Below are 12954 nucleotides of genomic sequence, written 5' to 3' on the forward strand. Positions count from 1 at the left end.
CTTTGCCGTGGTGGATTAGTATTTACTTTACTATAGCGAAGTATTGACTCTTTTCTCGCATGGGTACCTCCAAGCCCTACCCAGACACATCAAACGAAAATAACTGAAAAATAACCTTGAAGATTTACAATAAATCGTGTGTGAAGAAACGGGTTTAAGGCTCAAACCTTAAATCCGAACCGTCATTTCTGTGCTTGTCATAAGCTTATCGATCCCTTTACATGTAAGGAGTTCATTATGAACATTGCAAAATTCGTTATTGCCTTTATCGTATCTCTGAGCCTTTTTAGTAGTACGATGTTCGCGGGAGTCATCAGTACTAAAGATGTGTTGCATGAGTCTCATTCAAGTGTTACCATCGATAATTTTCTTGCGAAACAAGAGGTACAATCTAAACTCTTAGAGTTTGGTGTCAGTGCTGAAAATGTCCAAGCAAGAATCGCGACACTCACCGATGAAGAAATCGCGCAAATCAACGAACAAATAGAATCAATGCCTGCAGGGGGTAGTGCAGGTGGAGCTATCTTAGGTGTTTTAGTTTTCATTTTTATCGTTCTTTTAATTACCGATATTTTAGGCTTTACCAAAGTGTTTAACTTCACAAGAAGTGTTCAATGAAACGCTTACTTCTCTGCGCAGCTCTTTTACTTTTTACGGGGTGTGTTTCTAAAAATTACGACTATTTATCTGCGGATAAATCGATCGCACAATCTAAAAAGCTTTCATTAACCATCTACCCGCAAGAGGCATACTTTTGTGGACCTGCGTCTTTAGCAACCTTGCTAACCCATCAAAATGTTGAGTTTGTCTATGGCGATGTGGTTGGAACAACCTTTACCCCAGAGCTTGCAGGAACACTCCAAATGGAGATGAAAGCAACGGCAAGACGTTATGGACTGATTCCGTATGCACTCAATGCTGGTCTCGCACCCGTTTTAAGTGAAGTCTCTAACAACACGCCTGTTTTGGTTCTGTTCAATCTAGGTCTTACCCCGCTTCCTGCATGGCACTACGCGGTGGTCACAGGTTTTGATACAGCAGACAAAAAAGTATTTCTCTCAGCACCTAAGGGAGATCAAACATGGATGAGTTTTGATGACTTTGAAATGTTCTCAAAGCGTGGTGGAAGCTGGGCGGTTGTGGCACTGAAACCGCCACTGTTACCCATTGCCTCCAACGAGACAGCTATGATACGTGCGATTACTGATATGTACGATGTTGGCTACAAAGAGCAAGCGAAACTCTCCGCCATTAACTACGTGGCAACCTATCCTAGCTCAACTTTGGGCTCGGTGATGTTGGCAAATATGTATATGGAGATGCAAGATTATCTTAATGCAACGACAGAGTACAAACGTGCACTTGCGCTTAAACCACATGATCCTGTGCTCTTAAATAACCTTGCGCAATCGCTGATGCGAGAAAACAAATTGCGTGAAGCAAAACAGTATGCGCTTGAAGCCGTTGATATTGGTGGCGTCTTTTCGGTGGAATACCAAAAAACCCTCGAAGAGATCAAACGAAGACTGCAAGAGTAAACCATCAAAACTCTTTTACATGTAAAACGTTTTACATGTAAAGAGTTTGATAATAACCAAAAAATAACCAAGGGTCTGTAAGATGTTTACATGTAAGAAAGAGTTCAAGAGTCTTTTCAACAATGAAAATACTTTTATAGCTTCATATTACATACCCATACTATCGACTGAATACGTGTGTATTTCAATATCTACCGACCAAAACATAAGGACTTATCATGTTTAACGACAAAAATAAAACCAATACCCATACCGATCCTAAAAAAGATGCTGCATGCGTCGATCCTAAAAAAGATTCTTCTAAAGTAACTGAGCCAACAAAAGACGGCGTAAAAGCTGATCCTAAAAAAGACGAAACGATCAAACATTGAAAACCGCAATGAATCAGTATCCTGTGATTATAAAATATTCATTTATCGCAGCAGCGATTGTTGCGCTTATCCTTTTGATGAGTATCTCAGCGTACGCATCTGATCTGGATAACCAAATTGAGTCATCGTTTAAAAAGAGTTTTGTTTACAAGACCTACTTAAAAGATGAGCCCATTAAAATTGCTTCGAAAGACGGTGTGGTGACACTCTCAGGCGAAGTCTTTGATGATGTACATAAACCAATGGCAGGCAATACAGCAGAAGCGATCTCTGGTGTTAAAAGTGTTGACAATCAGATCGTTATACGAGAAGATCGTCTTCCTGAAAACTCCGATACATGGATCAGGATGAAAGTACAAACGGCGCTTGTGTTTCACAGCAACGTGAGTGCGAGTAAAACGGAAGTCACTGTTAAAAACGGTGTTGTTACCCTAAAAGGCGAAGCTAGCAGTTCTGCTAAAAAAGAGCTGACAACCCAATATGCCAAAAATGTGGAAGGGGTTAAAAGTGTCATCAACAACATGAAACTTGCAAAACCTGAAACCATGGGTGAAAAAATGGATGATGCTTCCATCACGGCTCAAGTTAAAATGACACTTCTTCTTCATGCTTCAACGAGTGCGATTCGTACCAATGTGACCACCAAAGACGGTGTTGTCATGGTAAGCGGAAAAGCACAAAATGCGGCTGAAGTCGACTTGGTTACGAAACTCGTCGAAGATGTTGATGGTGTTATCAGTGTTGTCAATACCATGAGTATTGATCCCACTTCTAAAAATTAAACAAGAAGACTCACATGCTCTATACAATCGCTCTTTTATTGATTATCATGTGGGCACTCGGTCTGGTTTCGAGTTATACCATGGGAGGGTTTATACACCTTCTCTTGGTCATCGCTCTGATCGTAGTGCTCGTTCGAATTATCCAAGGCAGACGTGTTCTCTAAACTACTCAAAAAGGATCTACCATGAGTGATAAAAAACTTTACGAACAAAAAATCCAAGCAGAATTTGATACCTGCAAAGCTCAAGTGGCTAAGTTTAAAGCAGAAGCCTCAGGTGCAAGGGCTGATGTTCAGATAGAAATGCACAAACAGATCAAACAACTTGAAGAAAAAATGGATGAAGGTAAAACAAAACTTAAAGAGCTTGTAGAAGCAAGCGAAGAAAAATTTGATGAGATGAAAAAAGGGGTTGAATCCATTTGGCAATCCACCAAATCTACCCTACATCACGCCACAAAACACTTCGGCAAATAAGCTTTGCCACGTAAAGCGAGAAGGAATTCCTTCTCCTCTTTTCTTTACATGTAAAGCTTCATAGACCACTTTTTCGAAGCGCTTCCCTTGAGGCGCGATCCATTAACGTGAAATAATCATCATTCATATCTTTATCACGCTCCAGCTTATGTCCTTTCACCTTCACCAACGAACAGTTCACTTCCTCCATCATAGTATAAAACGCTTGGTACAACGCCACATGTTCGTGAATTTTCTTGTGGTTAGTCCTATAACCCATGCGTTCAAACCGCTCTTTTCGACTAGGAAGGCTAATGATATTTTGCGAATCGGTGTAAATCACAATCTCATCGTTAAGGCTTCTGCACTCTTCCACCGCCCACAAAAGTGTTTGCAATTCAAGCTTGGTGGACGAGGTGTCATGAAAGGCTTTGAGCTTTACATGTAAAGAATCAAACGCAGCATTTTGGAAAACTACGACATACGCGCCAAAGCCCACATGGGTCTGCGCATTGACACTGCCATCGCAAAAAAGTCGTATCACCTAGCCTTTAACCACAACAAAATCTTCTTTATCGCCTTTCCATTTCAAACTGTACAGATCATTGCGGCGTGAACGAAGATTGCGGACACTGCCTCGCTCTCTTAGCTCTTTTAAAAGACTGAGATCCAGATCGGCAACCAAGGTCATCTCGGTGTTTGGCGTGGCTTCGGCGATGGTGGCATCGTGCGGAAAGGCAAAATCTGATGGGCTAAAGACAGCCGATTGGGAGTACTGAATGTCCATATTTTCAACTTTGGGAAGCGTCCCCACACTGCCAGAGATGGCGACATAACACTCATTTTCAATCGCTCTAGCTTGCGCGCAACGACGCACACGTAAGTAACTGTTTTTGGTGTCCGTCCAATACGGCACAAAGAGAATATCGATGCCCTGATCGGCTAAGAGCCGCGGAAGTTCGGGGTACTCAACATCGTAACAGACGAGAATTCCCACACGACCTACATCGGTTTCAAACACACACAATTTGTCCCCTCCGTGCATGCCCCAGTACGCCTCTTCATCGGGTGTAATGTGCAGTTTTTTCTGCGCATCTTTCGTACCATCACGTCGGCACAAGTAACTCGCGTTATAGAGCGTATTGCCATCGTATTCGGGCATACTGCCTGCGATGATGTTGATGTTGTAGCGCACGGCAAATTGACCCATTTTCTCCACCAATGTGTCGGTGTGCGCCGCAACGGTGCGAATCGCCGTTTCAGGATTTTCATCGGAGCGCAACGCCATCAGTGGCGCATTGAAAAATTCTGGGAAAAGGACAAAATCAGCGTTATACCCTGCCATCGCATCCACAAAAAACTCGACTTGGTCTAAAAATTCCTCCACACTTTTAACACTGCGCATCTGCCACTGCACGATGCCCACACGCACAATGCCACGATTGACCGTTGGATTGGTGTGAGGCTCTTCGTAGTCCACATTGCTCCACTCCAAAAGTGTGGCATATTCACGTGACGCAGCATCTCCTTTGAGATAGCCTTTTAAAACACGACGGACATGGAAGTCATTGGCAAGTTGAAACCCCAAAACATGATCACTGAGTTCTTTGTCTTTAACGAGTTCGATGTACTTAGAAGGAGTCATCTCATGCGCATGTTCTGCATACCCAGGGATACGCCCACCTGCGATGATGCGCTTAAGATTAAGGCGATAACAGAGCTCTTTACGCGCATCGTAAAGCCGTCTTCCTAGCCTCAAACCTCGGTAATCAGGATCGACAAAAATATCCAAGCCATACAAAGTATTGCCTTTAGGATCGTGCGTGGAGATAAGCCCATTACCCGTGATTTGATTGTAGGTATGGCGATCGCCAAAGGTGTCATAATCCACGATCAAACTCTGCGCCGCCGCGATCACTTTACCATCATCTTCGATGCAGATCTGCCCTTCAGGAAAGGTGGAGAGTTGCGCGCTAAACTCCTCAATCGTCCAACCGCCAAGAGTCGGATAGACTCTGTCCATAATTTTTTTAACTTGAGTATAATCTTTGAGTTCTAAATTGCGAAGCACGAGCTTATTGGTCTGTTTTAAATCATCACTACTTGCCATAAAATTTTCCCTTTTTTCTTACATGTAAACGGTAAAAATATAAGAATTATTTTATCATAGATTAGTAGTGTGGTTGATTGAAGAGTAAAGAAGAGAGCCGAAGCTCTCAACGTATCAAGAGGTGTTATCGCCCTCCTCGTCCACCGCCTTTGCCATTACCACCCATGCCTGAACCACTCGCATTGCCACTGCCGTTCGTACCTCCAGAATTTGCACCCATATTTCCAGTTGTTGGGTTGGAAGTACGTGATTGTGTCAAAGCTTGACGCTCTTCTTGACTCATGGTTTGTATTTTTGACTGCATTGCCGCTTGAAAAGCTGCTCTATCTTCTGCAGGAACCGTTCCTCTCATAGCACTTAGCTCTGTTGCACTCATGGCTGAATAGTCTGTTGCAAAAGCAACTACGCCTAAAAACACCCATGCTAAAAGACTCTTTTTCATCATTGACTCCTTGTTGATATGTATATTGAAACTATACGGAGAAAGTGTTAGCAAACTGTTAAGGACAAATTTTTTTACTTTAACACTTCATTAACAGATATTTGCTATTCTTTGAATAAGGAGCACTCCATGTCAAAAATCTTACTGCTTGAAGATGACTACCTCTTAAGTGAAACACTCAAAAGCTTGCTGATGGGTGAAGGGTATGAAGTTGTGCATGCCGATGATGGAGAAGAGGCGCTGAGTTATTCGTATGAAGATAGTTTTGATCTCTATCTTTTCGACATCAATGTTCCCCTACTCAATGGGCTTGATCTGCTCAAACTCCTGCGCGAGAGTGGCGATACAACGCCGGCTTTTTTTATCAGTGCGTATAAAGACATTCAAACGATTACCAAAGCGTTTGATAGCGCTTGCGATGATTACATCAAAAAACCTTTTGAGTTTGACGAGCTTTTAGTGCGCATTAAAGCGCATATGCTTAAAAAAAATCCCGTTCTCTCGTACGGCTCCATTGCCTACGATCTCTTAAACAAACGCATTTTTCACAATGAAAAAGAGGTTGATCTTGGCTTTGTGGAGAAAGAAATTTTTGATCTTCTGATGCGAAACATGGGTCAAACTATCTTCAAAGAGCATTTCTTTGATGTGATGGAAAAACCCAGTGATATTGCACTGCGTGTGCATATCACCAAACTCAAACAACGCTTTTCGTTACAGGTCATCAACGTCAAAGGCATAGGATACCGTCTTGAAAAAATATGAGAAAGAGGCTCTTTTTAAAACGTTTGGCATCTTCTTTGTCACCTTGATGCTGCTGACCACGCTTGTGGCATCGTTTTATTACAGCGAACAGAAGCATATAATGGAAGAGCAGATTTTCTCGCAGATGAAAGCGTTTACCTATGATTTTCAAGGTACGACCTTTGATGTGGACGTGATTCCTTATGATAAGAGTGTGGATGAGCTCAATTTACAACCCTGTGATCGTGGTATGTGTGGGTATTTTGCCCTTCCAAGCACGAAAAACTCTATGTTCAAAGTCATTATGCCACATGAAGAATACAATGCCCAGATTCATACTCTTTTTAACAAAGTGCTTTTGATCTATAGCATTCTTTTATGTGCCATCATTGCCTTTTCACTTTTGTACTCATTTTACGCGCTCTATCCGCTCAAACATGCCCTCTATCTTTTGGAAAGTTTCTTAAAAGATATGATTCATGATCTTAATACTCCCGTAACTTCCATACTTTTAAATACCAAATCTATGGCTAAAACGGCTCCATCTGAAGCCCTAGAGCGCATCGAATTAGCGGCAAAAACGATCGCTTCTTTGTACCGTAATCTTGAAGTCTTGCATCAAGGATTTATTCCCAAAAAAAGCGAAGTTGATCTTGAAAAACTTTTACATGTAAGAGCAAAACTGTATCAGAAGCTCTACCCAAAACTGACGTTTATCTTTGAAACAGAACCGTACATCATCCATAGCGATCCGGATTCTATTGCAAGGATTTTTGATAACCTTATCTCAAATGCGTGCAAATATAACCGCAAAAATGGCTCGGTAAAGCTGAGTAATTTAGAAAATGTTGTCACGATTAGCGATACAGGCATTGGCATCAAAAACTGCACGCTTGTCTATGAGCGGTACTATAAAGAGAGTGAAAAAGGGCTTGGACTTGGACTGAATATCGTTAAAACATTGTGCGATAGTTTAGCCATTCACATTACACTGGAAAGTAATGCTGAAATGGGAACATCCATCACACTCCTTTTTTCAAAAGAGGAAAAGGCATGAAATACGCAACACTTGCCATTTTGCTCATGGTTCACCTTTATGCTTTTGATGAAAAGGATGTCGCCCAAGAGATAGAGACGAGTAAGAGTATTGAAGAACTCACCACGCACATGATCTCAGCTCCTAGGCAGTTCCGTCAGCGTTATATTCAAGCGATTAAAGAGCGAGCAAGAATTGAAAATGAAGCCAAACGAGAGCAATTGATGTCTGATCTAAATGCTGAAAAAAGCGAAGATGTGCAAACGCAACAGATCAATACACTGACAGGCAGAAACTCCAATGCAAACAGTTCTACTGGCGCAGGCAAGGGCAAAGGAGGTAGTAGCGGTAATGGCAAAGGTGGTGGAGGAAAAGGTGGAAAATAGAAACGAAGAGAGCCGAAGCTCTCAACGTAAGTGACTATCTAACGCAGTCGAAGAAATAATCTGTTTTTGCGATCTCTTTTGTCTCTTCATCCAACGCGTCTAGGACGGAGTTGGTGATCCATGTTAAAAGATTGAGCGCACCTTCGTATCCGCTGATAGAATATCTATGCAAGTGGTGTCTATCAAAAATTGGGAAACCAATTCTGATCAAAGGAATTTTGGTATCTCTGTAAAGCTCTTTACCGTAAACGTTACCGATCATAAAATCAACGGGTTCGGTAAAGAGAAGGCTTCTTAAATGCCACAAGTCTTTACCTGCCCAGATATGACACTCTTCTTTAAACGTACATTTATCAAGGATGGCTTGCATCTCTTTTTCCCAGTTTTTACGAGGGGCATTATGGCAAAGAACGTGAACAGGAATCGCTCCCATTTCAACCAAGAAAGAGACAACACCTAACAAGAAGTCAGGATCGCCCCAGATGGCGAATTTTTTACCGTGCATATACGGGTAGCTGTCTTGCATCGCGTCCACAAGTTGACCACGAAGTTTCGTAAGTTCAGCAGGAACGGGTTTACCTGTAAGCTCGCTGAGTTTCATCACAAATTCATCGGTTCCACCAAGTCCAATTGGATTACATGTAACGTAGTTTTGTTTCCACTCACCCTTGATCGTCTTCGCAGTAGCCTGTGTAGAGTACTTTTGAAGAGAGATCGTCGTACCTGCACCTCGTGCTGTTTTAGCCACAGAAAGCGGTGTACCACCTGCGAAGAGTTTATACTCGCCTGCTGGTGTGTTCCACTGATCTTCATGATCACCGATCATTACGATTTTGTCGCTGAACATAGAAGCGATTTTTTTCACTTCTTTCAAACTTCCAAGGTATGACTCAAAACCTGGGATGATGTTGATGCGCTCAGCATCTTTAGGGGCTTCAACGCCCTCTTCAACCATGTTAAGCTCTTGAAGAATCGCGTTCATCATATTGTCATAACCTGTGATGTGGCTACCCACAAATGAAGGTGTGTGTGCCGCTGGGATTGGCGTATTGTCAAGCTCACCCTCAGCGTCTTTACGCGCACCGATCACAAACGCGTTCAAGTCATCACCGATAACTTCTGCCATACAAGTCGTCGAAACCGCGATCATGTCTGGTTTGTAAAGCGCTTTACAGTTACGTAAACCCTCTTTCATGTTTGAGAGACCACCAAATACCGCCGCACTCTCACTCATTGAGTCAGACACACACGGTGTTGGTTCTTTAAAGTGACGTGTAAAGTAGCTTCTAAAGTATGCCACACAACCGTGACTACCATGAACGTACGGCATGGTGTTCTCAAACCCAAGGGCTGCCATAACAGCGCCCAAAGGTTGACACGCTTTGGCTGGGTTGATCGTGATGTGCTCACGTGCTAAGTTTTTCTCACGGTATTCCCATGTGGTTGTCCACTTAGCAATTTCAATGACTTTTTCAGGATTCGTTGAACCTGTGTTACTTTCAAATTGCTTTTTGTTTTTGAAAACTTCTTGATACTCTGGTTTTAAAAAGAGCTTCTGCCCATTTACTATGTTTTCTACGTCTTGCATTGTGCTCTCCTTAGTTAGATTCCCATGGTGCTTTGGTGTGAGCCCATACTGGGGAGTTCAACGCCAAATCCATGTCTTTTGCAAAAATTGCAAAGGCATCGTATCCATGATACGGACCACTATAATCCCAAGAGTGCATTTGTCTAAATGGTAATCCCATTTTTTGGAAAACGTACTTCTCTTTAACACCGCTCGCTACAAGATCTGGTTTAAGTCTTTTGACAAATTGCTCTAATTCGTACTCATTCGTATCGTCATAGATCAAGGTTGTGCTATTAAGCTCATCTTTGGTACGTTTGTAGTCATCACCATGTCCGAACTCATAACCTGTTCCAATAATTTTCATTCCCAAATCTTCGTAAGCACCGATAACGTGACGAGGGCGAAGTCCACCGACGTACAACATAACAGTTTTGCCTTCTAATTTCGGGCGGTATTTAGCAACAACAGCGTCTGTCATTGCAGTGTATTTAGCGATAACTGCTTCGGTTTTAGCTTGAATGCTCTCATCAAAGAACGCCGCGATCTTGCGTAAGCTCTCTGTTGTTTTGCTTGGACCAAAGAAGTTATATTCCATCCAAGGCACACCAAATTCTTGCTCCATGTGACGAACAACGTAGTTCATACTTCGGTAGCAGTGTAGAAGGTTGATTTTCGCTTTTGGAGCGATGGTCAACTCTTTATAGGTTGCATCACCACTCCATTGAGCGATAACACGAAGACCCATCTCTTCAAGTAAAATTCTTGAACTCCACGCATCACCACCGATGTTATAGTCGCCGATAATCGCAACATCATACGGAGTGGACTCGAAATCTTTTTTATACGAATTATCAGGTAAAACCTCATCACGGATCATATCGTTCGCGATATGGTGACCCAAACTTTGAGATACACCACGGAAACCTTCGCACGAAACCGCAACAGTAGGCTTGCCAGACTCTTTTTTGTAGCCTTTAGCCACCGCTTGAATATCATCACCAATCAAACCGATTGGGCATTCACTCTGAATAGAGATACCGTTGTTCAGTGGGAAAAGCGCGTCAATCTCAGCAAGGGCAGCTTTAAGCTTTTTATCGCCACCAAAAACGATGTCTTTTTCGTTGTAGTCGGTTGAAAAGTTCATCGTAACATAAGTGTCAACACCCGTCGTTCCGATATAATAGTTTCTTCGTCCAGCCCTTGAGTACTGACCACAACCAATGGGTCCATGGCTGATATGAATCATATCTTTAATCGGTCCCCAAACAACGCCCTTACTTCCAGCATACGCACACCCTCGTTGAGACATGACCCCTGGAACCGTTTGCTTGTTACTTTTGGTTGCATCACATGCACCTTTAACACCCTCAGGCGTATCGACGCCTAAGTGTTTTTCTCTACTTTTCTTTGCCTTTTCAGGGTAAGCTTCAAGCACTTCTGCGATAACCGCTTCGTGTTGGCTTAACAATGTTTCAGTTGTCATGCTCTTTTCCTTTTACATGTAAGCCGCTGATTAAGCGACTTTGACCCTATACAGAAGCATATCGTCAAGCTTTTTACACACCGCTGCTGTTGCGGCACCATCGACTGCTTTAGAGACTTCACTCATCTGATATTTGTTGGTGTAATAAATCATCTTGTATTCACCTTCGATGTCTGATTTTTTATAATAATCAGCCAATGCTGTAAAAAGGAATGAGCCTTTTTCAACTTTAAGGTCTTCTTGTTTGACACCATCACGGTTCTCACTGATAAGAATGGCGTAACTCACATCGGAAAGATCTCCCGCTTCACTTGTTACTCTTTCTACAACTTGCTCATGACTAATTTTATTTCCCAAAGATGCTGGGAAGTGGTATCCGCAAATAAACATTGTATGCTCCTTGTATGTATCTATATGTTAATTAAGCTGATGCTTTTTTGCCGATAGCATCTGCTTCGACTTCTTCTTCTAAACCAAATTCCATCAACAATGCTTCCAAATCATCCATCTCGAGTGGTTTTGGAATCACTTTAAGATCATTGTCGATAATTTTACGAGCAAGCTCTTTGTACTCAAATGCTTGGTCTGTTTTATCCGCAAACTCAACAACCGTCATACGACGAAGCTCTGCACGTTGAACGTGGTTACTTCTTGGTACAAAGTGGATAAGTTGTGTTCCGATTTGCTCTGCCAAGTGTTTAGCAAGGTCATACTCACGGTCTGTCATACGTGCGTTACAGATAAGTCCTGCAAGTCTAACCCCACCCGTGTTTGCGTATTTCAAAATACCTTTAGAGATGTTATTCGCCGCATACATCGCCATCATTTCGCCTGACATAACGATGTAGATCTCTTGTGCTTTACCTTCACGAATTGGCATCGCAAATCCACCACAAACAACATCCCCTAGTACGTCGTAAGAAACGAAATCTAAATCTTGGTCATAAGCACCTTCTTCCTCAAGGAAGTTAATCGCTGTAATAACACCACGTCCTGCACAACCAACTCCTGGCTCTGGTCCACCAGACTCTGCACACATAATAAAACCTTCTGTGATATCTGTGTTATCGGGATCAAACTCAGCCGCACCGGGTTTACATACATCTTCAAGTTCCAAATCTTCAACAGTACCTGCTTCTGAAGCCAGTTGCATAATGGTACATTGTGCTTTTTCATGCAAGATAAGTCGTGTTGAGTCAGCTTTTGGATCACATCCTACGATAAGAATTTTCTTACCAAAGTAGTGCGCCATTGCCGCGAGTGTATTTTGTGAAGTGGTTGATTTACCAATTCCACCTTTGCCGTAAAAAGCAATTTGTCTGAGTTCAGCCATTTTGTTCTCCTTTGTGAGTTTTTATTTCACCAGACACTTTTGCATATAGTGTTCCGTAGAAAAAAAATATGCTTGAAAAAAATAAAAATATAAAGTGAAATATTTACATGTAAAAAGTCAATGTTCAAAGGTGATTGGATGGGTATAATCCATTGCTATAATATTGAAAGGGGTGAGTATGCAAACTTGGTTTGAAGAGTATAAAACGATCATTATCTTTTTACACATTATCTCGGCGGTGGTGTGGGTCGGTGGTATGATTGCGATTAAATTTGCCGTACATCCTGTGATTCAAAGCATTGAAGAACCCAAAATAAAACTTGGCAAAACATTGCACATCGTAGGTCGATTGTTCAATCTTGTGATGCCGTTTATTGCCCTCAGCTTCATCTGCGCGCTTCTCATCATCAAAGGAGTTGGCTATACAGGTGGGTTTATTCATCTTAAAGAAGCGATTTGGACGATTATGACGCTCAATTATACGTATATGTACATCAAACGAATCCTTGCACAAAAAAGTTTTGATCTAGGCGATTTTGCAAGTGCCAAAGAGCACATGCGATTGCTCCCTACGATTTTACTGCCTATCAATATTGTCTTGGGAATTGTCGCCATCTTCTTAGGGGTTATGCTTAGAGGTTAGAGATAAATATTAATAAGGTAATTCTAGGAAATAGGTTATTACTCCACCATATAAATACATA

At 42.0% G+C, this 12954-nt stretch carries 17 protein-coding genes; 10 read left to right on the plus strand and 7 right to left on the minus strand.

Features of this window, described 5'->3' with window-relative positions:
• Positions 1 to 237 precede the first annotated feature (237 nt).
• The 6 genes from JU57_RS01405 (at position 238) to JU57_RS01420 (ending at position 3167) form a co-directional block, all read left to right on the plus strand.
• Positions 238 to 618, plus strand: coding sequence for a PA2779 family protein (locus tag JU57_RS01405; RefSeq protein WP_051906455.1), 381 nt, complete (start codon positions 238 to 240; stop codon positions 616 to 618).
• Entirely contained in the window at positions 615 to 1538 is a 924-nt protein-coding gene (locus JU57_RS01410; RefSeq protein ID WP_037955929.1) for a PA2778 family cysteine peptidase, read from the plus strand. The genes JU57_RS01405 and JU57_RS01410 overlap by 4 nt, the downstream gene beginning before the upstream one ends.
• 218 nt (positions 1539 to 1756) lie before the next feature.
• A complete protein-coding gene (locus JU57_RS13930; protein WP_294875109.1) occupies positions 1757 to 1909 on the plus strand; it encodes a hypothetical protein in 153 nt (50 codons plus the stop codon).
• The gene (locus tag JU57_RS01415; RefSeq protein ID WP_051906457.1) at positions 1906 to 2691 is read left to right on the plus strand and encodes a BON domain-containing protein; all 786 of its coding nucleotides are present in this window, start codon (positions 1906 to 1908) and stop codon (positions 2689 to 2691) included. Before JU57_RS13930 ends, JU57_RS01415 begins: the two co-directional genes overlap by 4 nt.
• Before the next feature lie 14 nt (positions 2692 to 2705).
• Complete coding sequence (locus JU57_RS13935) at positions 2706 to 2855, plus strand: lmo0937 family membrane protein (RefSeq protein WP_148295272.1); 150 nt, start codon at positions 2706 to 2708, stop codon at positions 2853 to 2855.
• Between the two features lie 21 nt (positions 2856 to 2876).
• On the plus strand, positions 2877 to 3167 hold the full coding sequence (locus JU57_RS01420) for a hypothetical protein (protein WP_037955930.1): 291 nt from the start codon (positions 2877 to 2879) through the stop codon (positions 3165 to 3167).
• Between the two features lie 58 nt (positions 3168 to 3225).
• Here the strand turns inward: JU57_RS01420 and JU57_RS01425 are convergent, their stop codons facing one another.
• The 3 genes from JU57_RS01425 to JU57_RS01435 all read right to left on the minus strand — a co-directional run bounded on the left by JU57_RS01425 (position 3226) and on the right by JU57_RS01435 (position 5698).
• Entirely contained in the window at positions 3226 to 3690 is a 465-nt protein-coding gene (locus JU57_RS01425; protein WP_037955933.1) for an RNase H family protein, read from the minus strand.
• A complete protein-coding gene (locus JU57_RS01430) occupies positions 3691 to 5256 on the minus strand; it encodes a bifunctional GNAT family N-acetyltransferase/carbon-nitrogen hydrolase family protein (protein ID WP_037955935.1) in 1566 nt (521 codons plus the stop codon).
• A 124-nt stretch (positions 5257 to 5380) separates the two neighbouring features.
• Positions 5381 to 5698: a DUF1104 domain-containing protein gene (locus JU57_RS01435; RefSeq protein ID WP_037955938.1), complete on the minus strand. Its 318-nt coding sequence runs from the start codon at positions 5696 to 5698 to the stop codon at positions 5381 to 5383.
• Positions 5699 to 5827: 129 nt separating this feature from the next.
• Between JU57_RS01435 and JU57_RS01440 the strand changes: the two genes are divergently transcribed.
• Genes JU57_RS01440 through JU57_RS01450 form a run of 3 tightly spaced genes read left to right on the plus strand, consistent with a single transcriptional unit; the run spans position 5828 to position 7864 of the window.
• Positions 5828 to 6463 (plus strand): response regulator transcription factor, encoded by a 636-nt coding sequence (locus JU57_RS01440; RefSeq protein ID WP_037955939.1) that lies wholly within the window; start codon positions 5828 to 5830, stop codon positions 6461 to 6463.
• Positions 6450 to 7499: a HAMP domain-containing sensor histidine kinase gene (locus tag JU57_RS01445; RefSeq protein WP_037955941.1), complete on the plus strand. Its 1050-nt coding sequence runs from the start codon at positions 6450 to 6452 to the stop codon at positions 7497 to 7499. Before JU57_RS01440 ends, JU57_RS01445 begins: the two co-directional genes overlap by 14 nt.
• Complete coding sequence (locus JU57_RS01450) at positions 7496 to 7864, plus strand: hypothetical protein (protein WP_037955944.1); 369 nt, start codon at positions 7496 to 7498, stop codon at positions 7862 to 7864. The genes JU57_RS01445 and JU57_RS01450 overlap by 4 nt, the downstream gene beginning before the upstream one ends.
• A 34-nt stretch (positions 7865 to 7898) precedes the next feature.
• Here the strand turns inward: JU57_RS01450 and nifK are convergent, their stop codons facing one another.
• From nifK to nifH, 4 genes are read right to left on the minus strand one after another with little or no spacing between them, the layout of a single operon-like run.
• Positions 7899 to 9452, minus strand: coding sequence for a nitrogenase molybdenum-iron protein subunit beta (gene nifK, locus JU57_RS01455; RefSeq protein ID WP_037955947.1), 1554 nt, complete (start codon positions 9450 to 9452; stop codon positions 7899 to 7901).
• Positions 9453 to 9462: 10 nt separating this feature from the next.
• Entirely contained in the window at positions 9463 to 10917 is a 1455-nt protein-coding gene (gene nifD / locus JU57_RS01460; RefSeq protein ID WP_037955951.1) for a nitrogenase molybdenum-iron protein alpha chain, read from the minus strand.
• 30 nt (positions 10918 to 10947) lie between these two features.
• Positions 10948 to 11307: a hypothetical protein gene (locus tag JU57_RS01465; RefSeq protein WP_037955953.1), complete on the minus strand. Its 360-nt coding sequence runs from the start codon at positions 11305 to 11307 to the stop codon at positions 10948 to 10950.
• A gap of 31 nt (positions 11308 to 11338) precedes the next feature.
• Positions 11339 to 12250 (minus strand): nitrogenase iron protein, encoded by a 912-nt coding sequence (nifH, locus tag JU57_RS01470; protein ID WP_037955956.1) that lies wholly within the window; start codon positions 12248 to 12250, stop codon positions 11339 to 11341.
• A gap of 178 nt (positions 12251 to 12428) precedes the next feature.
• Here nifH and JU57_RS01475 point away from each other — a divergent pair, with 178 nt between their 5' ends.
• Positions 12429 to 12893, plus strand: coding sequence for a hypothetical protein (locus JU57_RS01475; protein ID WP_037955959.1), 465 nt, complete (start codon positions 12429 to 12431; stop codon positions 12891 to 12893).
• Positions 12894 to 12954 lie beyond the last annotated feature (61 nt).

This window comes from Sulfurospirillum sp. SCADC (assembly GCF_000743525.1).
GTDB lineage: Bacteria > Campylobacterota > Campylobacteria > Campylobacterales > Sulfurospirillaceae > Sulfurospirillum.

Coding starts and splice junctions, on each gene's coding strand:
- JU57_RS01405 (WP_051906455.1), top strand. CDS start 238: ATGAACATTGCAAAATTCGTTATTGCCTTTATCGTATCTCTGAGCCTT.
- JU57_RS01435 (WP_037955938.1), bottom strand. CDS start 5,698: ATGAAAAAGAGTCTTTTAGCATGGGTGTTTTTAGGCGTAGTTGCTTTT.
- JU57_RS01465 (WP_037955953.1), bottom strand. CDS start 11,307: ATGTTTATTTGCGGATACCACTTCCCAGCATCTTTGGGAAATAAAATT.
- JU57_RS01410 (WP_037955929.1), top strand. CDS start 615: ATGAAACGCTTACTTCTCTGCGCAGCTCTTTTACTTTTTACGGGGTGT.
- JU57_RS13930 (WP_294875109.1), top strand. CDS start 1,757: ATGTTTAACGACAAAAATAAAACCAATACCCATACCGATCCTAAAAAA.
- JU57_RS01475 (WP_037955959.1), top strand. CDS start 12,429: ATGCAAACTTGGTTTGAAGAGTATAAAACGATCATTATCTTTTTACAC.
- nifD (WP_037955951.1), bottom strand. CDS start 10,917: ATGACAACTGAAACATTGTTAAGCCAACACGAAGCGGTTATCGCAGAA.
- JU57_RS01420 (WP_037955930.1), top strand. CDS start 2,877: ATGAGTGATAAAAAACTTTACGAACAAAAAATCCAAGCAGAATTTGAT.
- nifK (WP_037955947.1), bottom strand. CDS start 9,452: ATGCAAGACGTAGAAAACATAGTAAATGGGCAGAAGCTCTTTTTAAAA.
- JU57_RS01450 (WP_037955944.1), top strand. CDS start 7,496: ATGAAATACGCAACACTTGCCATTTTGCTCATGGTTCACCTTTATGCT.
- JU57_RS01430 (WP_037955935.1), bottom strand. CDS start 5,256: ATGGCAAGTAGTGATGATTTAAAACAGACCAATAAGCTCGTGCTTCGC.
- nifH (WP_037955956.1), bottom strand. CDS start 12,250: ATGGCTGAACTCAGACAAATTGCTTTTTACGGCAAAGGTGGAATTGGT.
- JU57_RS01440 (WP_037955939.1), top strand. CDS start 5,828: ATGTCAAAAATCTTACTGCTTGAAGATGACTACCTCTTAAGTGAAACA.
- JU57_RS13935 (WP_148295272.1), top strand. CDS start 2,706: ATGCTCTATACAATCGCTCTTTTATTGATTATCATGTGGGCACTCGGT.